The sequence below is a fragment of the Erwinia papayae genome, assembly GCF_058241465.1.
In genome coordinates this window covers 699902-725919 of record NZ_JBZCHT010000009.1, presented here as the reverse complement: position 1 = coordinate 725919, position 26018 = coordinate 699902, and the positions used below count along the sequence as shown (strand labels likewise).

At 52.1% G+C, this 26018-nt stretch carries 24 protein-coding genes and 2 pseudogenes; 11 read left to right on the top strand and 15 right to left on the bottom strand.

The window, feature by feature from the left end:
• Positions 1-26 precede the first annotated feature (26 nt).
• Positions 27-1592 carry a TerC family protein gene (locus AC3RPL_RS08160; RefSeq protein ID WP_034933192.1) on the bottom strand — a complete coding sequence of 522 codons (1566 nt, stop codon included), beginning with the start codon at positions 1590-1592 and terminating at the stop codon, positions 27-29.
• A 534-nt stretch (positions 1593-2126) separates the two neighbouring features.
• Here AC3RPL_RS08160 and manX point away from each other — a divergent pair.
• The 4 genes from manX (at position 2127) to AC3RPL_RS08140 (ending at position 5376) form a co-directional block, all read left to right on the top strand.
• A complete protein-coding gene (gene manX, locus AC3RPL_RS08155) occupies positions 2127-3086 on the top strand; it encodes a PTS mannose transporter subunit IIAB (protein WP_261644324.1) in 960 nt (319 codons plus the stop codon).
• Positions 3087-3154: 68 nt separating this feature from the next.
• Positions 3155-3955 carry a PTS mannose/fructose/sorbose transporter subunit IIC gene (locus tag AC3RPL_RS08150; protein WP_490739603.1) on the top strand — a complete coding sequence of 267 codons (801 nt, stop codon included), beginning with the start codon at positions 3155-3157 and terminating at the stop codon, positions 3953-3955.
• 15 nt (positions 3956-3970) lie between these two features.
• On the top strand, positions 3971-4831 hold the full coding sequence (locus AC3RPL_RS08145) for a PTS mannose transporter subunit IID (RefSeq protein ID WP_261644327.1): 861 nt from the start codon (positions 3971-3973) through the stop codon (positions 4829-4831).
• Positions 4832-4917: 86 nt separating this feature from the next.
• The gene (locus AC3RPL_RS08140; protein ID WP_490739602.1) at positions 4918-5376 is read left to right on the top strand and encodes a DUF986 family protein; all 459 of its coding nucleotides are present in this window, start codon (positions 4918-4920) and stop codon (positions 5374-5376) included.
• Positions 5377-5379: 3 nt separating this feature from the next.
• Here AC3RPL_RS08140 and rlmA read toward each other — a convergent pair whose 3' ends face one another.
• From rlmA to AC3RPL_RS08120, 4 genes are all read right to left on the bottom strand, one after another.
• Entirely contained in the window at positions 5380-6204 is an 825-nt protein-coding gene (rlmA, locus tag AC3RPL_RS08135; RefSeq protein WP_490739601.1) for a 23S rRNA (guanine(745)-N(1))-methyltransferase, read from the bottom strand.
• Between the two features lie 226 nt (positions 6205-6430).
• On the bottom strand, positions 6431-6640 hold the full coding sequence (gene cspE, locus AC3RPL_RS08130) for a transcription antiterminator/RNA stability regulator CspE (protein ID WP_001062678.1): 210 nt from the start codon (positions 6638-6640) through the stop codon (positions 6431-6433).
• A 683-nt stretch (positions 6641-7323) separates the two neighbouring features.
• Positions 7324-8328 carry an MBL fold metallo-hydrolase gene (locus tag AC3RPL_RS08125; RefSeq protein ID WP_490739600.1) on the bottom strand — a complete coding sequence of 335 codons (1005 nt, stop codon included), beginning with the start codon at positions 8326-8328 and terminating at the stop codon, positions 7324-7326.
• 26 nt (positions 8329-8354) lie between these two features.
• Positions 8355-8615 (bottom strand): YebO family protein, encoded by a 261-nt coding sequence (locus tag AC3RPL_RS08120; RefSeq protein ID WP_490739599.1) that lies wholly within the window; start codon positions 8613-8615, stop codon positions 8355-8357.
• Positions 8616-8857: 242 nt separating this feature from the next.
• Here AC3RPL_RS08120 and AC3RPL_RS08115 point away from each other — a divergent pair, with 242 nt between their 5' ends.
• The gene (locus AC3RPL_RS08115) at positions 8858-9094 is read left to right on the top strand and encodes a YobH family protein (RefSeq protein WP_490739598.1); all 237 of its coding nucleotides are present in this window, start codon (positions 8858-8860) and stop codon (positions 9092-9094) included.
• A 35-nt stretch (positions 9095-9129) separates the two neighbouring features.
• Here the strand turns inward: AC3RPL_RS08115 and kdgR are convergent, their stop codons facing one another.
• Complete coding sequence (gene kdgR / locus AC3RPL_RS08110; protein ID WP_490739597.1) at positions 9130-9921, bottom strand: DNA-binding transcriptional regulator KdgR; 792 nt, start codon at positions 9919-9921, stop codon at positions 9130-9132.
• Positions 9922-10115: 194 nt separating this feature from the next.
• On the opposite strand from kdgR, the gene AC3RPL_RS08105 reads away from it, so the two are divergent.
• A complete protein-coding gene (locus AC3RPL_RS08105; RefSeq protein WP_490739596.1) occupies positions 10116-11483 on the top strand; it encodes an MFS transporter in 1368 nt (455 codons plus the stop codon).
• Between the two features lie 82 nt (positions 11484-11565).
• Here the strand turns inward: AC3RPL_RS08105 and htpX are convergent, their stop codons facing one another.
• The 4 genes from htpX to AC3RPL_RS08085 form a co-directional block, all read right to left on the bottom strand.
• Positions 11566-12447, bottom strand: a complete 882-nt coding sequence (gene htpX / locus AC3RPL_RS08100; RefSeq protein ID WP_490739595.1) for a protease HtpX — start codon at positions 12445-12447, stop codon at positions 11566-11568.
• A 232-nt stretch (positions 12448-12679) separates the two neighbouring features.
• Positions 12680-14719 (bottom strand): carboxy terminal-processing peptidase, encoded by a 2040-nt coding sequence (prc, locus tag AC3RPL_RS08095; RefSeq protein WP_490739594.1) that lies wholly within the window; start codon positions 14717-14719, stop codon positions 12680-12682.
• A gap of 19 nt (positions 14720-14738) precedes the next feature.
• Positions 14739-15425 (bottom strand): RNA chaperone ProQ, encoded by a 687-nt coding sequence (gene proQ, locus AC3RPL_RS08090; RefSeq protein ID WP_034933227.1) that lies wholly within the window; start codon positions 15423-15425, stop codon positions 14739-14741.
• Positions 15426-15521: 96 nt separating this feature from the next.
• Positions 15522-16022, bottom strand: a complete 501-nt coding sequence (locus AC3RPL_RS08085; RefSeq protein ID WP_490739593.1) for a free L-methionine (R)-S-oxide reductase MsrC — start codon at positions 16020-16022, stop codon at positions 15522-15524.
• 235 nt (positions 16023-16257) lie between these two features.
• Here AC3RPL_RS08085 and yebS point away from each other — a divergent pair, with 235 nt between their 5' ends.
• The 4 genes and pseudogenes from yebS (at position 16258) to AC3RPL_RS08065 (ending at position 22428) form a co-directional block, all read left to right on the top strand.
• Positions 16258-17502 carry a membrane integrity lipid transport subunit YebS gene (gene yebS, locus AC3RPL_RS08080; protein ID WP_490739592.1) on the top strand — a complete coding sequence of 415 codons (1245 nt, stop codon included), beginning with the start codon at positions 16258-16260 and terminating at the stop codon, positions 17500-17502.
• Entirely contained in the window at positions 17471-20107 is a 2637-nt protein-coding gene (locus AC3RPL_RS08075; protein ID WP_490739591.1) for a PqiB family protein, read from the top strand. Before yebS ends, AC3RPL_RS08075 begins: the two co-directional genes overlap by 32 nt.
• A gap of 147 nt (positions 20108-20254) precedes the next feature.
• Positions 20255-21647 (top strand): annotated as a pseudogene (gene rsmF, locus AC3RPL_RS08070) (16S rRNA (cytosine(1407)-C(5))-methyltransferase RsmF).
• A gap of 535 nt (positions 21648-22182) precedes the next feature.
• On the top strand, positions 22183-22428 hold the full coding sequence (locus AC3RPL_RS08065; protein ID WP_490739590.1) for a hypothetical protein: 246 nt from the start codon (positions 22183-22185) through the stop codon (positions 22426-22428).
• A 499-nt stretch (positions 22429-22927) separates the two neighbouring features.
• Here the strand turns inward: AC3RPL_RS08065 and AC3RPL_RS08060 are convergent, their stop codons facing one another.
• Entirely contained in the window at positions 22928-23179 is a 252-nt protein-coding gene (locus AC3RPL_RS08060) for a hypothetical protein (protein WP_490739589.1), read from the bottom strand.
• Positions 23179-23622, bottom strand: a complete 444-nt coding sequence (locus AC3RPL_RS08055) for a DUF2778 domain-containing protein (protein ID WP_490739588.1) — start codon at positions 23620-23622, stop codon at positions 23179-23181. The genes AC3RPL_RS08060 and AC3RPL_RS08055 overlap by 1 nt, the downstream gene beginning before the upstream one ends.
• Positions 23623-23888: 266 nt before the next feature.
• Between AC3RPL_RS08055 and AC3RPL_RS08050 the strand changes: the two are divergent.
• Positions 23889-24116: pseudogene (locus AC3RPL_RS08050) on the top strand (tyrosine-type recombinase/integrase); the annotation flags it as partial.
• 264 nt (positions 24117-24380) lie between these two features.
• Here AC3RPL_RS08050 and AC3RPL_RS08045 read toward each other — a convergent pair.
• From AC3RPL_RS08045 to yobA, 3 genes are read right to left on the bottom strand one after another with little or no spacing between them, the layout of a single operon-like run.
• The gene (locus AC3RPL_RS08045; RefSeq protein ID WP_490739587.1) at positions 24381-24719 is read right to left on the bottom strand and encodes a YebY family protein; all 339 of its coding nucleotides are present in this window, start codon (positions 24717-24719) and stop codon (positions 24381-24383) included.
• A gap of 49 nt (positions 24720-24768) precedes the next feature.
• Entirely contained in the window at positions 24769-25647 is an 879-nt protein-coding gene (gene copD, locus AC3RPL_RS08040) for a copper homeostasis membrane protein CopD (RefSeq protein ID WP_490739586.1), read from the bottom strand.
• Between the two features lies 1 nt (position 25648).
• Positions 25649-26014 (bottom strand): CopC domain-containing protein YobA, encoded by a 366-nt coding sequence (gene yobA / locus AC3RPL_RS08035; RefSeq protein WP_490739585.1) that lies wholly within the window; start codon positions 26012-26014, stop codon positions 25649-25651.
• Positions 26015-26018 lie beyond the last annotated feature (4 nt).

The window sequence follows — 26018 nt, the reverse complement described above, 5'->3', positions numbered from 1 at the left end:
TCGCCATCTGGCGACCTGCAACAGGATTATGCTTCGCTTTCTTCATCATGCGCATCGCGTTCGCGGGTGACACGAACCAGATCGATGCGATAATCCGTCGCTTCCAGAATCTGAAAACGCAACGGTGGCAGTTCGATGCTTTCGCCCACTCGCGGCAGCTGCCCTTTCTGCGCAATCAACAGGCCGGCCAGCGTGGCGTGATCATGGTCCGGATCGACCAGTCCCTGCGTATCCAGCAGCTGCTGTAAAGAGTGCAGATCTGTCCCTCCCTTCACCAGCCATCCCTCACCATCGGCAATAATATCAGGCGTTTCATCTTCGTCAGGAAACTCTCCGGCAATGGCTTCCAGCACGTCCAGCGGAGTAATCAGCCCCTGCACCACGCCAAACTCGCTGGTCACCACCACAAAGCTTCCTTTTGCCCGGCGCAGGACGCCCAGCAGATTAATCGGGTCGAGGGTATCGGGAACAATGATCGGCGGTGTTGCCGCCGCAAAGGTTGCCACGTCCATGCCATGTTCGAGGGCTACCAGTAACTCTTTCGCCCTCACCACACCGATAATTTCATCCAGTTCCCCCCGACACACCGGGAACAGGCTGTGGGGGGTATCCAGCAGCTGGATGCGGATTTCATCCACGGGCCGTGCGGCATCCACCCAGGAGATGTCACCACGCGGCGTCATGATGCTGCGCACCGAACGGGAGGCCAGGGTCAGCACACCGTTGATCATATAGCGCTCTTCATCCTTGAATGCTTCCTGTGGCAGTATCTGGGCGACTTCCGTCCCTTCGGCATGATTCGCTTCCTGACTACGACGCCCCCCCATCAGGCGCAGTATTGCCTCTGCGGTACGTTCACGCATGGGCTTACGCGCCTGATTACGCATAAAGTTGACCCGCGCAATCTGATTAAACAGCTCAATGAGGATGGAGAAACCAATCGCCGCATACAGATATCCTTTCGGAATATGAAAACCGAAACCTTCTGCCACCAGGCTCAGACCAATCATCAACAGGAAGCTCAGACAGAGCACCACCACTGTTGGATGAGCATTGACGAACCGGGTCAGGGGTTTAGAGGCCAGTAGCATCACTCCCATCGCGATAATCACCGCAGTCATCATGATCGCCAGATTATTCACCATCCCGACGGCGGTGATGACGGCATCCAGCGAGAACACCGCGTCCAGCACGACGATCTGTAATACCACGGCCCAGAAACTGGCATAGCCTCTGTTACCACCGTCCGCATGGTCACGATTCTCAAGGCGTTCGTGCAGCTCCATCGTCGCTTTGAATAACAGAAATAATCCACCCACCAGCAGGATCAGGTCTCGCCCTGAAAAACTGAACTCACCGACGCTGAAGAGTGGTCGGGTCAGAGTGACCATCCACGAAATCAGTGACAGCAGTCCCAGACGCATAATCAGCGCCAGCGACAGGCCAATCAGGCGGGCTTTGTCCCGCTGCTTAGGCGGCAGCTTATCGGCGAGAATGGCGATAAACACCAGGTTATCAATACCGAGAACAATCTCAAGAACAACCAGCGTGAGCAAACCGGCCCAGATTGAGGGGTCCAGAAGAAATTCCATTACAGACTCCGAAAAAAGGTGCAGTAAGACGCAGCAGGCGAACGCAAAATCGCACAGCACGAGGCAACGCAGGATTGAGAAAAGATATCGTCAGGTGACGGGGAAATACGGGCCGGATAATCCGGAGAAATGATATAGCGACGTCGGTGACAGTCCATAGGGAGGGCTGATGCCCGTTACTCCTGTGTTAAATAAGAAACAGTACTGTAATCAGCAACTCAGCCGCCGTCAAAATATTTTCTTACATTTACATTGTTTTAAGCGGTTTTGTGTTGCAGTTTCAAAATACCTTTGACGGTTAATGTAACGAGCGTCTCAATTACGGAGCATGGTCACACATTTTATTTTTTCGCAAACTAAAATAATTCCCGTCTCATTAACTGAGTCCGTGATGGTTTAACGGGGTAACCCGCGCTGACCATAATGCAATAAATCCATGTTCCTGATGTTCAGGCTTAATGCTTTCGCGTTGAGCTGAATAATGATGCGGCTCTGCGTTACGCGGCCGTGGAATCACGCATAAGGAGGTAGCAGGTGAGTATTGCGATTGTTATCGGCACGCATGGCTGGGCTGCGGAGCAACTGCTGAAGACCGCAGAAATGCTGCTCGGTGAACAACAGAATGTTGGGTGGATTGATTTTGTGCCCGGGGAAAATGCGGAGACGCTGATTGAAAAATATCAGGCTAAACTTGCCGATGCCGACACCAGCCAGGGTGTGCTTTTTCTGGTCGATACCTGGGGAGGCAGTCCGTTTAACGCTGCCAGCCGTATTGTGGTTGATAAAGATAATTACGAAGTGATCGCCGGGGTGAATATTCCGATGCTGGTCGAAACGTTAATGGCGCGTGATGACAACCCCACGCTGAGCGACCTGGTCGCGACAGCACTGGAAGCCGGGCGCGAAGGCGTTAAGGCGCTGAAAGCAAAGGAACCTGAGCCCGTTGTAGTCAGATCCCCCACGCCAGCCCCGGCAATGCAAAAACCCGCCGGCCCCCATGAGCACATGAAAATTGGCCTCGCCCGCATCGACGATCGCCTGATCCACGGCCAGGTCGCTACTCGCTGGACCAAAGAAACAAACGTCAGTCGTATCATCGTCGTCAGCGACGAAGTGGCGGCTGACAAGGTGCGTAAAACATTGCTGACTCAGGTAGCTCCGCCGGGAGTAACAGCCCACGTGGTGGATGTCGCCAAAATGGTACGCGTCTGGAACAACCCGAAATATGCCAGTGATCGCGTAATGTTGCTGTTTACTAACCCTGGTGATGTGGAACGGCTGGTGGAGGAAGGGGTTAAAATTACCTCCGTGAATATCGGCGGGATGGCATTTCGTCAGGGCAAAACGCAGGTAAATAATGCCGTTTCCGTCGATGAAAAAGACATCGCCGCATTCAGAAAGCTCAACGAACGCGGTATTGAGCTGGAAGTACGCAAGGTTTCCAGCGATCAACGGCTGAAAATGATGGATCTGATTAATAAAATGGCCCGCTAGCCACCCCCAACTTTATTACCTGCTTCGTCAGGTTTAACTCAGTTCACTACTGTCAGAGGAGAAGTACAATGGAGATGACCACTCTTCAAATTGTGCTGATATTCATTGTTGCCTGTATTGCCGGTATGGGTTCCATTCTGGATGAGTTTCAGTTTCACCGGCCGCTGGTGGCCTGTACCTTAATCGGCATGGTTTTAGGGGATATGAAAACCGGCATTATCATCGGCGGTACGTTAGAGATGATCGCCCTGGGCTGGATGAATATCGGTGCAGCGGTCGCCCCGGATGCCGCCCTCGCCTCAATTATTTCCACCATTCTGGTAATTGCCGGTGGTCAGAGTGTCGGTGCCGGGATCGCCCTTGCCATTCCTCTGGCCGCCGCCGGACAGGTGCTGACCATTATTGTGCGAACCATCACCGTTGCTTTCCAGCATGCGGCAGATAAAGCGGCGGAGAAAGGCAATCTTTCCGCCATCTCCTGGATTCACGTCTCAGCACTGATTTTGCAGGCCATGCGCATTGCTGTTCCTGCGTTGATTGTGGCTGTCTCTGTTGGAACCAGCATCGTGCAAAGCATGCTGGAGTCTATTCCCGAAGTGGTCACCAATGGCCTGAATATCGCCGGGGGGATGATTGTGGTGGTCGGCTATGCGATGGTCATCAATATGATGCGCGCGGGTTATCTGATGCCTTTCTTCTACCTGGGTTTTGTCACGGCAGCATTTACCAGTTTCAATCTGGTCGCGCTGGGTGTCATTGGCGTGGTGATGGCGGTGCTCTATATCCAGCTGGCCCCAAAATATAACCGCGTGGCGGGTTCACAGGCTTCAGGTCCGGTAGCTAACGACCTTGATAACGAATTAGATTAAGAAAAGGTGAATACCATGGTTGATACCACAACTTCTGCGCCTGTCGGCAGCCCGAAAAAACTGACGCCGGGAGATATTCGCGGCGTGTTCCTGCGCTCTAACCTTTTCCAGGGATCATGGAACTTTGAACGTATGCAGGCACTCGGCTTCTGTTATTCAATGGTGCCGGTCATCCGTCGTCTCTATCCTGAAAATGACGAACAACGCCGTCAGGCGATTAAGCGCCACCTGGAGTTTTTTAATACCCACCCCTACGTTGCCGCGCCGGTACTGGGCGTCACCATGGCGATGGAAGAACAGCGGGCGAACGGTGCGCCAATTGACGATGCCGCAATTAATGGTATCAAGGTGGGACTGATGGGACCGCTGGCAGGGGTCGGTGACCCTATTTTCTGGGGTACGGTCCGTCCGGTATTCGCCGCACTGGGGGCGGGCATCGCGATGAGTGGCAGTTTGCTTGGCCCGCTGCTGTTCTTTGTGTTGTTTAACCTCGTACGAATGCTGGTGCGCTATTACGGCGTAGCCTACGGCTATCGTAAAGGGGTGGATATCGTCAGTGATATGGGCGGCGGCTTCCTGCAAAAGCTGACTGAGGGGGCATCCATTCTTGGCCTGTTTGTCATGGGGGCGCTGGTCAATAAGTGGACCCATGTCAACGTCCCGCTGGTGGTTTCGCGTATCACCGATCAGACCGGAAAGACTACGGTCACTACCGTGCAGTCAATTCTCGACCAGTTGATGCCCGGTCTGATCCCTCTGCTACTGACCTTTGGCTGCATGTGGCTGCTCAGACGCAAGGTCAACGCCCTGTGGATCATCATGGGCTTCTTCGTCATCGGCATTTTCGGCTACTGGACAGGCCTGCTGGGCGTGTAATCGGGATGCCGGATATCCCGGCATTCGTTTAGCAACAACCGACATCGTGTTAACTGAAACGATGTCGGTTGTTTTCAGGAGGAAGCATGACGCTGACTGATTGTGTCATTGCATTGTTTATCGCCCTGTTTCTGCTGTATGCCATCTGGGATGAAGTAATTATTGACCGTCTGAAGGGTAAAACCGGTCTGAAGGTACAACTGAAACGCAGGAACCGGCTGGACAGCCTGATTTTCGTCGGACTGATTGCCATCCTGATTTATCAGAACGTGATTCATCATGGTTCAGCAGTCACCCGTATCCTGCTGATGCTTCTGGCGTTTATGGCGCTGTATCTGTTCTGGTTCAGGCAGCCCAGGCTGCTGCTGAAAGCATCCGGTTTTTACCACGCCGGTATTTTTATCCACTGGGAGCGAATGAAAAGCCTGAATTTGTCTGAAGATGGCATTCTGCTCGTCGGGCTGGAAAATCGCCGTCTGCTGATCCATGTCAGTAAGCTGGACGATCTGGACAATATCTACCAGTTTATGATCAAACAGGCGTGAGCATCATCCGTCGCTGTTTCGCTGCCACAGGCGCAGGATAAAATCTGTTTCACAGGTGAATTCAGTGGTGGTCGCCAGTACTCCCCAGACCTCCGGGCGGGCGCGCCAGGCAAACGGCGTCATTTGCAACAGTGCCGCTGATTCTTCACTGTTAAGTGTAACCGGATAGCTGAGGGAGTGCTCAGCGGTAAGGGTGAATCCTTCCATCTTTTCCGGGGTGGCATCATGTAGCTTCACGTCCTGGTAAATAAGCTCTTTAAACTGAATCAGATGGCGTGGGCCAGGCGTGACGGTCAGCACATATCCCTGATCTTTTACTACCCGAAACAGCTCTTCAGCTTTACAGGGAGCATAAATCCGTAATACCGCATCAAACTGGCTGGCGGCAAAGGGGAGTCGGTGGCTGGAAGCCACGCAAAACTCCACGTTGTGGTAGCGTCTGGCGGCATAACGAACAGCAACTCGTGAAACATCCAGCCCGTAAATCCTTGCCTCTCCCCTCGCCTGTAGACGTCTGGCGACTTCGTCAGTGTAATAGCCTTCACCACAGCCAATATCCAGCAGGCTCAGCGACGACGCTGGCAGCACGTCCTCGAGGCGTTCACAAACTTTTTGCTGTAATGGCCGATAGTGCCCGGCATCAAGAAATTCACGTCGTGCATGCATCATGTCAGCGCTGTCGCCCGGCTGGCGGGAACCTTTATGCTGGACCGGCAGCAGATTAACATAGCCCTCTTTTGCCCGATCAAACTGGTGACGGTTTTCACAGCGCCAGGCCGTGGCTTCAGGCAACAGGGGCTGTTGGCACAGGGGACACTGGTAAGACATAACACACCTCTGGCAGGATTGAGGGCGGCAGTGTACCGGAAACCTTCAGTGGACGGCATATTTTCTTAGCGGGGTCAAAAATCACTTGTGCAAAAGGGCTTTTCCGTTGCTCCGGACGTTTATTGAGGGAAATAAAAAAGCCTGACCATTTCTGGCCAGGCTTTTTTATTCGAATTCGTGCCTGAATTACACGCCAGGCGAGCAATATACAGGCTCAGATCGAAAATTAGATTGCGGTGACGTTCACAGCAGCAGGGCCTTTCTGGCCATCCTGAATTTCGAACTCAACGTTCTGGCCTTCAGCCAGAGTTTTGAAACCATTACCCTGGATAGCAGAGAAGTGTACGAAAACATCTTTGCTGCCGTCTGCAGGAGTGATGAAACCAAAACCTTTAGACTCGTTGAACCACTTAACCTGACCTTTAATCTTTGCCATTTTACAAATTCCTTAGAATGTTTATTCGCCCGAAGGCTTACGTACAGAAAAAACCAGAGACACTACTGCATGAGGCACAAATTAAGGCTCGGCAAGGAAGCGGTATTCAACTTTACGTCTTTACTCGAAACTTCTTTACTGAAGATGCCACACATAAACAGAACTGTACCTCGTTTAACCCAGAAAGCGTTATCACATATTCGTTAATTAATGGCAAGTTATTTTTAAACAGCTCCTGGGATGAAGCACAGAATTGAAACAGTCAGCCAGAGATTGCTTCAGATTAGAATACGTTCCCCTTCTCCGGTTTAAAAGTTGAGGTTATCCACACCCTGTTGAACGCACGAAGCGCCTGATGCCAGACTTAAGTTCACCGGGATGAATTATCCCTGCCCCTTCCTGAAACCACCGCTGAATTTATTGCACAATTGTGGCAGAGCTTACTCAAAAAACTTCATTTAAAAAGCATACCCTCATGCGTCTTAAAGTCAGCACCAACCGAAACAAAAGAAGCGGCTGGTACAATCTGAATTTAAATTGCACCAAAATCAGGAAACTGCATTTATTTCTGCCCCAAATAAAAGCGACATTTATTGTGTTAATTAACGGACTCACCATCAACAGATTTGTTTTATTATATGAGCATCTCATTTTTACGATTGTTAAATACAAACCCTTTAGGATTATTCCTGGTTTAGGTTATTCAACAGGCGTCGCTCACCAATTTTCCATGCATGAAAGCGTTGTCGATCCATTCCCGCATCCTGCATCGCAGCAGAAAGTACCCGGGGAGGATCATCCAGTGACTCATCTGCCAGTTCAAAAACCCCCCAGTGGATGGGAATACTCAGCGGTTCTCCAAGTTGCTGGTGCAGCCGGACGGCGCTCTCCGGATCCATATGCTGTCCGTGCATGAACCATTTTGGTGCATAGGCACCCACCGGCAGAGCCGCCAGGGTGAAAGGTCCAAGGCTACGAGGGATCTCCAGCAAGTCTTCAGCAAAACCGCTGTCACCGGTAAACCAGAAATCCAGCGCCTGATAGCGAATAACCCAGCCACACCAGAGTGAACGATTACGCTCCCATAATGTTCTCATGCTCCAGTGACGGGCAGGTACCGCGTTAATAGTCATTTCACCTGACGATGTCTGCTGCCACCAGTCCAGCTGAACGACGTGCTTTGCGCCCATCCGTTTAAACCATGGCCCGAGCCCCAGCGGCACAATAAATTCAACCTGTGGAAAGCGTCTGAGGATTTTTTTGATGGTCGGTCTGTCCAGATGATCGTAATGGTTATGTGAGATCAGCACGCTGTGTAGCGAGGGTAAATCCTCGATACGCAGAGGCGGAGGGGTTTTGCGTTGCGGCCCATAGAAACTCACCGGCGAGGCGCGCGCCGACAGCGCAGGATCAATCAGCGTATATCGACCGGCGCAGCGTAATAACAGACAGGCATGTCCCAACCACCAGACGGCATCGTCCACCCCGGACAAATCGGCTGGTTGCCACCACTGCTGAGTAAACTGCTGATAGCCACCAGCCGGAGGAAATGGCAATCCCTGCTCTTTGCGTTCCCTGCGCCAGCGTTGCAGAGCACCTTGTGGTCGCTCTTCAGCTCCAGGATTGCAAAAACCTTCAGGGGTGTGGTGGGGTTGACCGGGGTCGTACCAGGGATTCTGCCAGGCCATTGAAGAAAATTCCTTCTGTTACGCGTTTACCGCTGCGGAATAAAACGAGTGAAATCGTCGCTTTCGCCTTCAGGCTTCTCTGTCTCCACGACGGATTCAGTAATCCTGCGCAGCAAAGCGTTCTGGCGCTTGTGCTCTTCCAGTATTGCTTCGAGTAAACGCACCTGTTCAGTGGCTTTCACGCTGGCGCGGTTAATGAAAAACCAGGCAATCAGCCCGACAATAACCAGCGCGACGCAAAAACCGATTGATGCAAACCCCATTGCACCACTTGCTATTTCGTTCATAAGTGCCTCAAAATGCCAATGTTTTCTGTAATCTGAGCCCGGTACGGGAGGATTTTACCCGCTCACCTGTAAATTGACAGCCAGATCACGAAAATTTCGGAAGGTTCACACAGGCAAAGCGTGTCGGAATGTGTATTCTCAGCAACGAATTACGTATTTCATCGCAAGTATGCTGGCATATCAGCGACTGACGGCAGGGCGGAAACGCCGGTACAACGGTCTGGAAAAAATTAAGGGGAACCATGAGATTTTTAGTTCGCATCGCAGCACTGCTGGTGATTGTCTGGCTGGCCATGCTGTTTACGGGTTATGGAATTCTGGCCGGCAGCAGCAAAAAAGTCGCAGGAATGGGGCTTCAGTGTCAGTATCTTACCGCCCGGGGTATGATTAGCGCACAGTATCTGCACAGTGACAGCGGCATTATCGGCGTGACCGATTGTCCATTGCTGAAAAAGAGTAGCCAGGTTGTCGATAACTGATACCTGCCGGACCAGTGCTGAACTGGTCCGCTTTATCAGAATGCGTAGTGGTGATATCCCATCTGTTCAGAAATAATTCTTCCCGCCTGATGTAACATCTTCACATAAGTGCTTTTGTCCTCTTCCGAGAAACGCAGCGTCGGGAAAGAGATGCTCAGCCCCGCCACAACCACGCCAAAACGATCAAACACCGGCACGGCGATGCAGCGTAGTCCTTCTTCCTGTTCTTCATTATCTTCGCCATACCCCTGCGCCCGCACGCTGTCCAGCACAGGCAGGAGTGCTTCGGCACTGCTTACCGTACGGGACGTACTTTGGGTGAATTCGACGCCGGAAAGGATCTCCTGCACTTCCGCCCTGTCGCGCCAGGCGAGCAGCACTTTACCAATTGCCGTACTGTGCAGCGGATTACGGCGACCAATGCGGGAATACATCCGCAGGTTATAAAGTGAGTCGATTTTGTGAATGTAAACAATGCTGTCCTCTTCCAACGCGCCCAGATGAATGGTTTCGCGGGTCAGCCGCGAGATTTCCCGCATCTGTATGTCTGCGCTACGAATCAGGTCCACGTTCTGTAACGCTTTCGCCCCCAGCTCGAACAGTTTCAGCGTCAAAGTATATTTTTCTGATTCGCCTTCCTGTGCAATATAACCCAGCGTTTTCATCGTCTGTAAAAAGCGATAGACAGTGCTTTTTGACATCATCAACCGCTGTGAGAGTTCAGTGATGCCATGTTCCCTGCCCTCGCCCAACGCCTGTAAGATGCCAAAAACCTTCAGCACCGATGAGACAGAATCCGGCTGTTTGTCCATATCGTCCTTCGTCATACTGAAACCTTTTATGATTGTTTTATAAAAAATGGAACGGCATTTCCAGTATACGTTTGGCTGTGTCATTGCTGCAACATCTGCCATTAAATAAGCGTATTTACATCTGCTGATGGTTTTAGCCGGGCGTCATACTGGAATAGTCCCGGAAAACCATTAGCATAGTGGTACTCACTTCCCTCTGATACGAAACTATGCCGCAATTATCACCACAGGACGGTCTGCCCGTTCCCCAACGTTATGGTGCTATCATGGCCATTGCGCTGGGCATCACCGTCGCCGTGCTGGACGGTGCCATTGCTAATGTTGCCCTGCCCAGCATCGCCCGCGAGTTACATGCCAGCCCGGCAGAGTCGGTCTGGATTATCAATGCTTATCAGCTGGCTATCATCACTTCGCTGCTGTCTCTCTCTTTTCTCGGGGATATTCTTGGTTACCGTCGCATTTATCAGTGCGGTCTGGTGCTGTTTACCTGCACCTCACTGTTATGTGCATTCTCAGATTCACTGGGCATGCTCACCCTGGCCCGCGTGATGCAGGGCTTCGGCGGTGCCGCTCTGATGAGTGTCAATACGGCGTTAATCAGGATTATCTATCCGCAACGTTTTCTGGGCCGGGGAATGGGAATCAACTCGCTGATTGTTGCCGTTTCCACTGCCGCTGGACCGACGGTAGCAGCGGCGGTGCTCTCTGTTGCTTCCTGGAAATGGCTGTTTTTGATCAATATTCCGGTGGGCGTGCTGGCACTTTTTCTCGCATGGCGTTTTCTTCCGGATAACAGCCAAAAAAGTCAGGGACAGCGCTTCGACATCCCCAGTGCTGTTATGAACGCCCTCACCTTTGGCCTGCTGATTTCCGCTATCAGTGGTTTTGTTCAACGACAAAATAACGGGCTGATTCTGGCAGAAATTGCAGGGCTGCTGGTTACGGGTTTTTTCTTTATTCGCCGCCAGCTACGACTGCCTTTTCCTCTTTTACCGGTCGATTTATTGCGGATCCCGATTTTTTCCCTGTCGATAGGCACTTCGGTATGCTCGTTCTGCGCCCAGATGCTGGCGATGGTATCCCTGCCCTTTTCCCTGCAAAACGTGCTGCAACGTGATGAAGTGGCAACCGGTCTGTTGCTGACCCCCTGGCCTCTGGCAACAATGGTGATGGCGCCCATTGCAGGCAGGCTGATTGAGCATTACCACGCAGGCCTTCTTGGCGCGATTGGTCTGACGATGTTTGCGGGTGGATTACTTTCGCTGGCACTGCTACCTGCTGCACCTGACGATGTGAATATTTTCTGGCGCATGGCACTTTGCGGGGCCGGTTTTGGTCTGTTCCAGTCGCCCAATAACCACACCATCGTCTCTTCTGCACCACGGCATCGCAGCGGTGGAGCCAGCGGTATGCTCGGTACTGCACGCCTGCTTGGTCAGACCAGCGGCGCAGCGCTGGTTGCACTGATGTTTAATTTGTTTGATACCCGGGGCACTCATGCTTCTTTATTGACAGCAGCTGTCTTTGCCTCAGTTGCTGCGGTGGTCAGTGCGCTGCGTATCAGCAGAACGCCCTGAATGTAAAAAACCCTGTCAGCACAGTGATGCTGACAGGGTATGGCGAGGAACGTGCTGAGCGTTATCAGCGCAGCTTTTACCACTATTTCAGGTATTGCCCGCTACGTAATGCTTCGATGCGCTTGTCCAGCGGGGGATGCGACATAAAGAGTTCGCTCAACGATTTCGATTTGCCGTTGATGCAGAACGCCATCATGGTACTGGCTTCCTGCGGCTCATAGCTGGTTTTCAGACGTTGCAGGGCGGCAATCATTTTTTCACGACCTACCAGCTTTGCAGAACCGGCATCGGCGTGAAATTCACGGTGACGTGAGAACCACATGGTGATGATGCTGGCGATAATGCCAAACACCAGTTCCAGCACCATCGATACGACAAAATAGACCAGCGGATTGCCGTTGCTGCTCTCCCCTTCATCGCGATCGCCTGAGAGAAAGCCAGCGGCTATCTGAGCAATGATGCGTGAAATGAAGATAACGAAGGTATTCACGATACCCTGAATCAGCGTCATGGTGACCATATCACCATTGGCGATATGGCTGATCTCGTGGGCCAGCACCGCTTCAGCTTCATCGCGGCTCATATTTTGTAACAGACCGGTGGACACCGCCACCAGCGACGCGTCACGACGCGCGCCGGTGGCAAATGCATTGATGTCCGGCGCGTGATAAATGGCCACCTGAGGCATGGCGATCCCCGCCTGCTGAGCCTGCTGTGCAATGATCTGCATCAGCCAGCGTTCCGTTTCGTTGCGCGGCTGTTCAATCACCTCGCCACCAACGGAACGTAGCGCCATCCATTTAGACATCAGCAGTGAAACAAACGCACCGCCGAAGCCAAACAGACCCGCCATAATCATCAGGCCCTGTACACTGCTTGACTGGATCCCTGTCAGGCTGAGTATCAGCCCAAAAACCAACATCACGCCCAGGTTGGTCAACAGGAAAAGCGCAATACGCATCATAAAATTTTTTCTTCCTCAGTTAACAAAAAATGCTTATAACAGCCCCTATCCTATGGGCATTGCAAAACATTTCAAGCTCTGAACCCATTTAACTCATTTAAAAAACATAACTTTACACTTTCTGGCGACACAGTGTTCCGGTGCTGAAAATCGCTGTCAGAAAAGGTGAAGTTTGCGCATGAAATGGGAAAATTCAGGTAAAAAAAAGCACAGCTCTCGCTGTGCTTAGTGGTTATTTTGCTGCCGCAGGTGGCGCCTGAGTTTTCTCAAGCTGTGCCAGGTCGTTAGCAATATTGACCGTTTCATCGAGATACGGATCGGGCTCTTTATAATCTTTAGGCAAATCGTCAAGTTTCGCTAACGGCTTCTTGCCCTCACGCTGCATACGGGCGTTGATTCGTTCCAGACGAAGTGCATCATCTTCATGATTCTCTTTCTCACGCTCGGCGAGATTAAGCGAGATGATGTTGCGCTTGTCCTTGTTAGCGTTATACCGCGCAATGTCCTTAATGATGTACTGGAATTCCGTATCTTTGGCGATACGATCCTGATGCATTTTAATCAGCTGCGGCTCCAGCGGTTTTAAATCACCGGTTTTGCTGTAGGTGGCAGCATTAATGCTGTCCCACGGCAGAGCATTGTCTTCAAACTTCTCTCCCGTCTCCACCGCTTCCACACCGGTCGGCATCAGCAGGTCTGGCGTCACCACTTTACGCTGGGTACTGCCGCCATTCACCCGGTAAAACTTCTGGATGGTGTAAGTGATGGATCCCAGAGCAGGCCACTCCGGGCGGAGCATCTGATCGTAAATGCGATTCAGTGAACGGTACTGCTGAACCGTACCTTTACCAAAGGTCGGTTCGCCGACAATCAGCGCGCGGCCATAATCCTGCATCGCGGCGGCGAAAATTTCGGATGCTGAAGCACTGAAACGGTCAACCAGCACCACCAGTGGACCTTTGTAATAGACGATGCCGTCGTTGTCACTGTCTTCGCGAACTTTACCATTGTTATCACGCACCTGAACCACCGGGCCAGATGGAATAAACAGGCCGGAAAGAGAAACCGCTTCGGTCAGCGCTCCCCCGCCATTGGTGCGCAGATCGATTACCACGCTGTCCACGTTCTGTTTTTGCAGTTTTTGCAACTGCACCTTCACGTCATCTGTCAGACCAACATAGAATCCTGGAATATCCAGTACGCCGACTTTTTCTTTGCCGACATTGTGCACACTCATTTTTACCGCACGATCTTCCAGACGGATTTTTTCACGCGTCAGGGTAACGGTCCGGGTTTTGGTGCCTTTGCCGGCAGGTAAAATTTCCAGACGGACTTTGCTGCCTTTTGGGCCTTTAATCTGCGCCACCACATCATCCAGCCGCCAGCCGATGACATCAACCACTGGCTTACCGGGCTGGCCCACGCCGACAATGCGATCGCCAACGGTTATGGATTTGCTTTTTGCCGCCGGTCCGCCCGCCACCATCGAGTTGATCACCGTGTAATCATCATCCATCTGAAGCACGGCACCGATTCCCTCCAGAGAGAGACTCATCTCGGTATTAAACTGGTCAGTATTGCGTGGTGAAAGGTAACTGGTATGGGGATCGATTTCGCGGGCAAAGGCCGTCATCGCCAGCTGGAAAACGTCTTCACTGTTGCTCTGGGCCAGCCGGCGAATCGCGAACTGATAGCGTTTTGTCAGGACATCACGAATTTCTTTCTCGTTTTTTCCCGCCAGTTTGAGGCTCAGCTCATCATATTTGACTTTTGCATCCCACAGCTGATTCAGCTCTGCGCTGCTTTTGGGCCACGGAGACTTACTACGATCGATATCAATGGTGTCGTTGCCGGTGAAACTCATCGGCCGGTTGAGTACGGTCAACGCATACTGATAGCGTTCAAATCGACGTTGCTGAGCAAGGTTGTAGAGATCATAAAATACATCCAGCTTGCCGCTTTTCAGTTCATCACCGAGGGTGGTTTTTTTCCCGGCGTACTGATCGACATCTGATGCCAGCAGAACGTTGTGGTTGTAGTCGAGAAGGTTAAGATAGCGGGCAAAAATCTTCTCTGAGAAAGCCTGGTCCAGATCAAACTGACGATAGTGCGAGCGAGTGAAGCGTGACGTTACGCGTTCACTGACTGTCGCATGCTGCGGCTCCTGATGGAGCTGCGGGATCTGATCTGCGCGCGTAATGGTATCGGCAGCAAACACATTACCTGCCAGAAACAGACCGGCGATAACGGTGGTTCTGAAAAAATTGTTCATGCCCTGATTGGCCTCCGTCTCAGAACTGCAAGTGTTCTGCGCGCACGATCATCGCAAGGCCAGAAGCCAGCTGGACGCGGACGCCATCTTTAGTTACTTCAAGAATGGTTGCATCCATCGCATTTTTTCCCGCAGTCACTTTAATACTCTGGCCCACCTGTAAAGCACGGGTATCAGTGACAGGTGCGGTGCGGGGAGACGCCTTGGGGGCAGCTGTTGGCTGACGCTCTGCGCTGTTGCTTTGCGGCTTGTTGCGCGCCTGACGCGGCCGTTCACCTTCTGCGGCAGGTTTACGGGCAGGTTTGCGTGGACGGCGGGGAGCCGTTTCTTCACCCGCTTCACGTTTTTTTGCCTGCTGCTGCTCACGATGTGCCTGTACACGCGCCTTTGCTTCTTCAAGCTGCTTACGCGCATGTTCCACGTGCTGCTCGTCAAGAACACCACAGGGATTACCATCAAGGTCAACACGGGTCGCACCAGCTTTGATGCCGTAAAGGTAACGCCAGCTGGAGGTGTAAAGCCGTAATGCAGAACGAAGTTGAGTTTTACTCAGATTCATTTCGCCCTGAACGCGTTCGACCAGATCCTGAAAGATCCCGATTTTGAGCGGTCTGGCTTCGCCTTCCGCACTAAAACACTGAGGAAAGCGTTCGGCCAGAAAGGTAATAACTTCTTTGCTGCTATTCAACTTGGGTTGATTTTCCATGAAATTTCCTGATTACAACGGGTTGCCAACAAGCCGCAGGCATGAACAGGCGTCATTATAATGACACCATCGGCAAATGCTACGTGATCCAGCGCTTTAGCTGCGTTTCATGTGAATAAATTTTTCCACATCAGACCCGGCAAGTACCTCGCAAAGCACGGCAGTAAGGGTTGACAGCCCCTTTTCATCCTCGCTGTCGAAGCGGTTATATTCCACACTGTCGATATCGAGTACGCCGATAATCTGGCCGTTAACAACCAGCGGTAAAACAATTTCAGCATTACTGGCAGCATCGCAGGCAATATGACCGGGGAAAGCATGGACATCATTCACCCGCTGAACACGGTTCTCACTGACTGCGGTGCCACATACGCCCTTGCCAACCGGGATACGTACGCAGGCAATTTTGCCCTGAAAAGGCCCCAGCACCAGCGTATCTGCTTCCGTGAGCAGGTAAAAACCCACCCAGTTGACGCCGTCGAGACGCTCATACAACAGGGCACTGCAATTGCTCAACACCGCGAGAAAACTGCTCTCCCCGGCAATAAGTGCACCTGAATCCCGATTCAGGTCCGAATAAAACTCAGCTTTTGTCATCTTTTAACCATTGTGAAAGCATCTCGCGATAACCGTTTCGGTTACGCCAGATAAAAATAAGCATTAAATATACTGTCAGACAAGGTGAATGATTCTGTTAGTTAATATAACCTTATTCACCAGGAGCAAGTGAGCATGACCAGGTAGGGTCCGTTAATCGCTATGGCGACCAGAAAACTTAACCCTGCCCTGCACCTGAACTGTTGCCCGGGCCTGGAGCACCCTGTTCAGGATCATGAAAATATACGCCATCAGCCACGCTTTGCCTCAGGCACGTTATCAGCGTTGCCCCCAATGCGATACCCTTTTTTCCTTACCAGATGTTAAATCGGACCAGTCAGCGCACTGCCCGCGCTGCAACGCGAGGATCCTTAACGGCCGCGACTGGTCGATGACCCGCCTGATGGCGATGGCTGTCACTATGCTGTTGCTGATGCCCTTTGCCTTTAACGAATCACTGCTGACCGTTCACCTGCTGGGCACCACTATTCGCGCCAGTCTGCTGGAGGGGATTCTTCAGATGGCGCAACAGGGCGATGTGATCACCGCCTCAATGGTCGCCTTCTGCACTATCGGCGCGCCGGCAACGCTGGTGGCGTCTTTTGCCTGGCTGTGGTTCGGTAACAGGCTGGGGATGAATCTGCGGCCGGTATTACTGATGCTTGAACGGCTAAAAGAGTGGGTGATGCTGGATATTTACCTGGTGGGTATCGCGGTCGCTTCGATAAAAGTTAAAGACTACGCGGATATCCAGGCCGGGCCGGGGCTGGTTGCATTCATTTCACTGACCGTCCTCAGCCTGATAACGCTTATTCATACCAATGTTGAGCAACTCTGGCATCGCTTTTATCCGCAATCACAGCCCCATGTCGCACCTGAGCAGTTGCAGGTCTGTCTGAGTTGCCATCACACCGGGTTGCCGGACGATCGTGGCCGTTGCCCGCGCTGCCACACGTCTCTTTATTTCCGACGTCGTTACAGCCTGCAAAAATCCTGGGCGGCGTTAATCGCGTCGATCGTGCTGTTGATCCCGGCTAATCTGCTGCCGATTTCAGTCATTTATCTCAACGGAGCAAAACAACAGGACACCATTCTTTCCGGCATCATGTCGCTGGCTTCCGGAAATGTTCCGGTGGCCGCCGTGGTTTTTATTGCCAGTATTCTGGTGCCTTTTACTAAAGTCATTGTGCTGGTCACGCTGTTAATCAGCATTCATTTTAATTGTGAACAGGGGCTGAAAACCCGGGTGCGTCTGCTACGGGTGGTTACCTGGGTAGGCCGGTGGTCAATGCTCGATCTGTTTGTCATTTCACTCACCATGTCGCTGGTCAATCGCGATCAGCTGCTGGCTTTTACCATGGGACCGGCTGCCTTCTACTTTGGCGCAGCGGTCATACTCACTATCCTTGCCGTTGAGTGGCTGGATAGCCGTTTACTTTGGGATGCACATGCAACAGGAAACGCCGACTACACCGACTAACGCACGCATCAAAAGCAGGCGTAAGATTTCACCGTTCTGGCTGCTGCCTTTTATTGCATTGCTGATTGCAGGCTGGCTGGTCTGGACAAATTATCAGGAGCGCGGAACCACCGTTACCATTGATTTTGCCTCGGCTGATGGCATCGTGCCGAGCAGAACGCCGGTGCGTTATCAGGGGGTGGAGGTCGGTCTGGTGCAGGGGATCAGCATGACCGACGATCTGCGCACGATAAAAATTAAAGCCAGTATCAAAAGTGACATGAAAGACGCGCTGCGCGAGGATACCCAGTTCTGGTTGGTGACGCCAAAAGCGTCTCTGGCCGGGGTATCCGGACTGGATGCTCTGGTGGGCGGTAACTACATCGGCATGGTGCCCGGTAAGGGGAAACCCCGTGACACCTTTGTGGCGCTGGATACCCAGCCCAAATACCGGGTCAACGCTGGCGAAATGCTGATTCATCTGCACACGCCAGACCTTGGCTCACTCAATTCCGGCTCGCTGGTCTATTTCCATAAAATTCCTGTTGGTCGGGTCTATGACTACAGCATTAATTCGGGCAATAAGGGCGTCACGGTGGATGTGCTGATCGAACGCCGCTTCACTAATCTGGTGAAAAAGGACAGTCGTTTTTGGAACGTTTCGGGGGTCAAAGCCGATGTCAGCCTGAGCGGTGCCAAAGTTCAACTGGAAAGCCTGGCCGCGCTGGTAAATGGTGCCATTGCTTTCGATTCGCCAGAACAATCGCCGCAGGCCAAAACCGACGACAACTTTGACCTGTATCCCGACCTCGCTCACAGCCAGCGCGGGGTAAATATCACTCTTGATCTGCCTGACGGCAAAAACCTGAAAGCGAACAGTACGCCGCTGATGTACCAGGGGCTGGAAGTTGGCACCCTGACTGGCCTGACGCTGCAACCCGACGGCAAAGTGACCGGCTCTCTGACCATCGATCCTTCGGTCACTGGTCTGATGCGTACCGGCACGCGAATTGAAATGCGCAGCCCCAAAGTCAGCCTGACCGATACCAGCCTCAGCGCGCTGCTGACCGGTAACACGCTGGAGTTAATTCCCGGAGAAGGCGAACCACAGGACCATTTCACCGTACTGAAAAGTAATGAGTCACTGCTCCAGCAGCCTGCCACGCTGGCGGTCACGCTGACGGCTCCGGAAAGCTACGGCATCGATGCAGGTCAGCCCGTTGTGCTGCATGGTATGCACATTGGCCAGGTCGTCAGTCGGCAACTGAATGAACAGGGCGTCAGCTTTGTGATTGCTATCGCCCCCGATTACCGCCAGCTGGTTCACGGAGACAGTAAATTTATTATCAACAGTCGACTGGACGTTAAATTTGGTCTGGACGGCATGGAGGTGCTGGGTGCCAGCGCAGGCGAGTGGGTTGATGGCGGCATCCGTCTCGATCCCGGCAGCAAAGGCAGCGTTAAAAACAGCTATCCGCTGTACGCCAATGCAGAAAAGGCAGAAGAAGGGATCACCACCAATCAGTTACCCACCACCCTGACGCTGACCGCCAACAGCCTGCCGGATATTCAGGCCGGCTCCATCGTGCTGTACCGGAAATTCCAGGTCGGTGAAATCGTTGAGGTGATACCACAGGCCAACCAGTTTGACGTAAAGGTTCATATTAAACCGCAATACCGCAAACTGCTGACGCCTAACAGCGTCTTCTGGTCTGAAGGCGGCGCGCGCGTACAGCTGAACGGTAGCGGTCTGACCGTGCAGGCCTCCCCGCTGAATCGGGCTCTGAAAGGCGCAATCAGTTTTGATAATCTGACCGGAGCAGGCGCGGGGCTCACCAGCAGAGACAAACGCGTGCTGTATGCCTCGGAAACCGCTGCCCGGGCAGTCGGGAGCCAGATTACACTCCATACCTTCGATGCCAGTAAACTTTCCCCCGGTATGCCGATTCGTTATCTTGGCATCACCATCGGGCAGCTGGAATCGCTGGCGCTGAGCCCGGATAAAAACCAGGTGATTGCTAAAGCCGTGCTCTATCCGGAGTACGTGCAGGACTTCGCTCGTCTGGGCAGCCGCTTTTCAGTGGTCTCACCAGAGATCTCCGCCGCCGGAGTCAGTCATCTGGACACACTGCTTCAGCCTTATATCAATGTTGATCCCGGAAAAGGCCACGGTCAGCGCAGCTTTGAACTTCAGGAATCAACCATTACAGATGCGCGTTATCTTGACGGACTCAATGTGGTAATGGATGCACCGGAAGGCGGCTCGCTGTCTGTGGGAACGCCGGTGCTGTTCCGTGGTATCGAAGTGGGAACGGTAACCGGAACGTCGCTGGGCGCGATGGCTGACCGGGTGCAAATCACCCTGCGTATCAGCAAAAAGTATCAGCATCTGGTGCGCAATAACTCCATCTTCTGGCTGGCGTCTGGCTACAATCTGAAGTTCGGCCTGATTGGCGGGGTAGTGAAAACCGGCACCTTCCAGCAGTTTATTCAGGGCGGTATTGCCTTTGCCACACCGCCGACCGTCCCGCTGGCACCGCAGGCGACATCCGGTAAGCATTTCCTGCTGGAGGATGAAGAGCCGAAAGACTGGCGGAAATGGGGCACCGCACTTCCGGCTAATTAATGCCAACGGGCAGTCAACACGACTGCCCGTTTTTTTTCCCGGCAAAGGCTGTGTTAAACTCGCCCAACTTCACTTCTATTGTCAGACGGAACCTTCCCAGTGCCCTGCTCTTCTTCGCTTTACTTTCCTGACGCTTTTCTTGCACAGATGCTCGAACTGTTGCCCGATCCCGCGCAGTTTGATCAGTTTATCGCCATCAGTCAGCAGCCACTGCGCCGCAGTTTGCGGGTTAATACGCTGAAAATCAGCGTGCCCGACTTTCTGGCTCTCGTTGCGCCCTGGCGCTGGACTCTCACTCCCATTCCCTGGTGTGAAGAAGGCTTCTGGTTGTCGCGTGAGGATGTCGACACTCTGTCTCTGGGCAGTACGGCTGAGCACCTGGCCGGTTTATTCTATATTCAGGAGGCCAGCTCAATGCTGCCGGTCAGCGCGCTTTTTGCCCCGCGATTGCCAGCCTGAGCGGGTTATGGATATGGCCGCCGCACCGGGTTCCAAAACCACCCAACTGGCCGCAAAGATGTCGACTCACGGCACGGTTGTTGCCAATGAGTTCTCGGCCAGTCAGGTCAAAGTATTACATGCCAGTCTCAGCCGCTGTGGCGTCACCAATACGGCAATAACCCACTTCGACGGACGGGTTTTTGGCGCAGCGTTGCCAGAAACTTTCGATGCCGTTCTGCTGGATGCGCCCTGCTCTGGTGAGGGCGTAATCCGTAAAGATGCCGATGCCCTGCGTAACTGGACGCCTGAAAGTACCGCAGAAATAGCGGCGACCCAGCGGGATTTGATCCTCAGTGCCTTTCACGCTCTGCGGCCCGGCGGTACGCTGATCTACTCCACCTGCACGCTGAACACGATTGAAAACCAGCAGGTGATTGCCTGGCTGATGGCGGCTTTCCCCGATGCGGTAGAAATTGAACCGCTCAACACTCTTTTTCCTGAGGCGCATCGGGCCTGCACGCAGGAAGGCTTTCTGCATGTTTTCCCGCAAATTTATGACAGTGAAGGTTTTTTTGTAGCCCGACTGCGAAAACTCCGCTCAGTGCCGCTGCTCCCCCCGCCCGGATACAAAATGGGTAAATTTCCCTTTGCACCGCTGAAGCCGGTAGAAGAACAGGCGGTGATTGCTGCTGCCATGCAATCCGGTCTGGGCTGGAACAGTGACACTCATCGCCTGTGGCAACGTGATAAAGAACTCTGGTTATTTCCACATGCCATCGAGCACATGCTGGGCAAAGTCCGCTTCTCACGTATCGGGCTGAAACTGGCAGAGGTCTTCTCCAAAGGTTATCGCTGGCAACATGAAGCGGTGACTGCGCTGGCACAGCCGCTGGCCGCCAACCGATTCGAACTGACCACCAGCGAGGCGGAAGAGTGGTATCGCGGGCGTGATATCTACCCTGAGCGGGAAATACCCGCCGATGAAGTACTGCTTACCCACCAGCATCACCCTGTCGGGCTGGCTAAAAAGGTGGGAAGCAGGATTAAAAACAGTTATCCCCGTGAACTGGTGCGTGACGGCAAACTGGCCACGCCATAAGGACTTGCCGTCAGGCTGGGGGCGAGTTAGCGCCTTAATCATCTGGCTGATTTTAGCCAGCGCGGAACCTGTTGCATGACGATTTATCATCTCGCCTGTGAATACCCGTTGTGCTGCAACGGGTGTTGATGGCGCATATCTGATGAAATGCGTATCGATGGCTACCCCCATTCACGTCAAGTATGGATTATCATCAATCTTGCTCAGGTTGACGGTTTGTTTAACTGGTGGACTCTATTTTTGTTCAGGGTTCAGGAAATGACATAAATGAACAATCAAAAGCAGTTTTACTTTGTGCTGGCACTGCTGTCTCTCGGGAGCGCGCTGATTATTGAAGTACTGGCAAGGCTGGTTCATTTACTGATTGTTGGATAAGTGGTTTGCCGTCCGTACTCTGTTTCCGCCAGGGTATTTCTGCACTGAAAGTGGGTAATTTAAATAATTTTCCACAATTAACAACTCCGACGATCAGATAAAAACGTCGAAATATTAAAATGCTGTCTTTATTCTAAATGAAAAGGAACTTTCGATATTTATGAAAGCGATTATGCTGCTAATTCTCAGCACATTACTCTCCGCCTGTTCTTCTGAGCCACACCAGAATCACCCCTCTTCGGGTGAGATATGTCAGGGCTTCGGCTGTAGCACGGCACCCGGAAAGTCACCCAGCAGAGCTGATACTCACAAGCCAACGAAAGAAGAGAAAATACGTGTCCGGCAGGGGGGAACACCCGATTTTGGTTCTGATGAGATGAGTATTGATGGCCATTTTCCCTTATAAGCAAGCTCAATTACGAAATAATACCTGCTGAATATATTCGGTAAGCACCCTGTATATTGTTTCCTCCAGTTCAAAAGTTTTATGACCTGAATAATGCTAAAGAGCCAGATGGTGGTACAACGCCTTTTTCAGAATAAGCATTCTGTGAAAAGTCTTGCGGATAGTGAGTTTATGCAGCAACGACCGGAACGCATACAGCTCGATGAGTGCGGTGATTACTGCTCAATCATTTCTCGTTAAGTCATCGGACGCTGGCAACAGGTTACAGCTGTTGATGAGGCTGAAAGTTTTTACAGCCCTATGACTGAATATTTTTAGCAGATATCTGTATGGTCCCATTCAGGTAAGAAAATTAGCTTTTCTTGAAACAAGGCTCTGATCCCTGACTTCTTACGGGCCGCTGGCGTTATTAAATGGCAAAACGCCTGCAAAAGCAGGCGCTATGTATTCAGTCTGTTAAGGCTTTTTACAGCGAATATCCCCGCAACGCACCATCTTTTTAGCTACCTGCTGACTGCCTTTTCTGCCACTTAAACAGACAGAAGACCACTACCGTTAGCAGTAGCGCGGTAATAAACGTGAAGTTGATCAACAGGTCTGCCGTGTTTTCCACACCTGAGCTGTTAAACCAGCCAGCAAGCAAATCAGTAAAATTGGGGGCTGTGAGGCGAATAAACCAGGCAACCAGTAAATTCATTATTATTAACACAACAATGAAAGCCAGTGCGCGTAAACTCCATTTTTTCATCATTAATCGACCTGTATTGTGCCGTAAGCTTGCATGCCTGAACCGGGTATTTTAATCATGCTTGTTTTCAGTAACTGGCTGCGGAGATATTCAAAGTCCGTAATGTGATTAAGTGTTATACAACCTTCGCTCAGCCCCATAGGGCCGATAGGATGCAGGCGAAAATTCCCACGCTTAATGCCGTTGATGAATGTCCAGTCGTCAATTTTGCCGTCATCCCTGTACAACGCAAACCACTCCCGGCGGTCTGTACCATATCCGTATTTAAGCAGAGTTTCCCGTAAGTCGCCCAGGCGTCCGCCGGATTGACGGCCTACGATGTAATATTTTCCCTGCGGGATAGGCCCGATGTTTTTAACCGTTGTAGGACTTTCATTGTTGCGACCCTGCTTCTGGCCTGAAAAGGCGGGAAACGCGCCGATGCCATAGCAGGTAAGGAGAGACATTGGCATTCCGTTTAAAGAAAACGAACAGGTTACAGACATAATCATCATCCAGGCTGATTAATTTTTCGATGATTATAACTAGAGATTAAAATCATATGGAAGCTTCGTGATTCCGAAAAGGTATAAAAGAGAATTCAAGATTATGATATCTATATGTTTATTACTGGGATAGGTAACTGGAAACCTTTTCACCATGCATAACCAGTGTAGGGTGTAAGGTGTTAAAAAACAGGATAACTTCAGCTCATTGCATCATTCTTTAGCGAATACCGGAAGGCCAGATGAGCCACGTTCTGCGCCACAGCTTCGCCAGTCACTTTATGATGGCCGGGGGAAATATCGTGGTATTACAACGCATTCTGGGACATTCAGATATCAGGGTAACTATGTGTTATGCGCACTTTGCACCAGATCACCTGGAGGAAGCCGTCACCAACAATCCTTTGGCAAGAATGGCTCGCCAAAATGGCGACACAGAATCCAACAGGGGGTAATACCGTACAACAGAGTGAGCTTTAAGTGCCTGATTTAAATATAAATCACTGTTTTTGATGCCCAGATAAAAAAAGACCGAAGACGATTCCTGTCTCCGGTCCAGGGAAATGGCTCCGTAAAGAGCCGTGCGCTAAAAGTTGGCATTTGTGCAGGTCGTATCACCCTGCCCTTTAAAGATAGTCGGGCAATGCGGATTTTCCAGCCGCTTATCAGCCCGCTGGACAAAAGTTAGCCGTACTGTGATCCTCGCTGCAAAATGCTGATCAGCTACATAACTTCTGCGCGCGTTCAATAAAGGGGGCAAGGCTCTTTTTCTGGCCTGGTCGCTGCGGATCATCAATCTGAATCACACTGATGGGCTGGCCCTTCATCTGGCCATTTTTAATCATCTGTTCGGCAGCATCATTCAACGGATATTGCATCAGGGTGCTCGGATTGATGGCTAACAGGGCGCCGCCTTTGGCACAGGTCAGCATCACCTCTTCCCGGTCGAATGCCCATTTATCTTTGCCCATTTCAAAACGGCTAACGGTAATAATTTCGGCAGCCATCGCACCGGAACAAAAACTCAGTGCAATGATCAGACTGGCCAGTTTTTTCATGGTGTAACAAACCTCTCTGGATAAATGCCTGGTACGGCAGTAAAAAAATTCAGGCTGGTTCCAGCGTGGCAAACACGCTGACTAACAGCAGTACCAGCGCGGCAAAAAATATTTCTGCCAGCGTGGTGAGTATAAATATGCGCCGGGCACTCTCTCCGGCGTATCTGAAACGTGGCACCAGCCAGTAGCGATTGAATAACGCCACGCCACACATCACCGCTACCAGCAGCGTTTTCAGCAGCAGCAGCCGGGTGTAAAGGCCAAATCCGCTCGCTGACCAGTCCGGTATCAGCAATGAATTAATCACGCCAGTCAGCACCACCAGCGCTACCGCCAGATGACCGTAACGGGAAAAACACATTAACGTTTTAATGGCGTCGTAGCGGGTGGTCAGCTGGCGGGTATCGCGCATCAACAGCAGCACGGGCAGCAGGCCGCCAGCCCAGAAAGCAGCCGCGAGAAGATGCACCACCTGGTTAATGCGCTGCAATGTTCCCATCAGACCATCCGCCATCGCGGCATGCCCCGTGAATGCCAGCCCGACAAGCTGTCCGCTCCCGCAGAATAAGCATAACCACTGCCTGCCTCCTCCCCGCAGCGCCAGTGCCGACAGCCCCAGCAATGCCGTAACCAGTTGCCATTGCCAGACCTGACCCGTGTGCGTTTGCATCACGGCCTGCCAGGTTGCAGCATCCCACAATGCTGAGCCGCTTCCCGCCATCAGTGCAGTTTGCGCTACCAGAAGCATGATGGCAGTCACCAGCGTGGCCGATACGCTGACAACCAGCAACCTGTGGAATTTTTTATCAAGAAACGCCCTGAATCTGGCAGGAGCCAGCAGTGCGCTGAAAAGACTACAGCCGCCTGACGACATCAGTGCCGAAAAATGCAGCCAGCGACAAAGTATGTAAAACAGACTGAGGGACATATCACTTCACGCTGAATCCATAGTTCCCGTGGGTCTTATGTCCGTCAACAGAGAGCACATGCCAGCTGACCTGATAGTGGCCCGCCACCAGTGGCTTTTCCAGCGGGACGATCAGCTGGTTGTGTTGCCTGGGTGCCCGTTCCGCCTTTGTCAGTGGGACAGCTTTCTGACTGGCATCGGTAATGTCAACCCCGCTGAAAGCCGGCTCAATATCTTCAGAGAAGGTCAGCGTGAGCGCCTGCGGTGAAGCAGTGACATCTGCATTCGCAGCCGGGTACTGACTTTTAAGGTGAGCATGGGCAGAAGCCTGTAAGGAAAACAGCGTGGCTACGGAGGCGAGGACAAATAAGAGCGGGAGTTTACGCATGGAC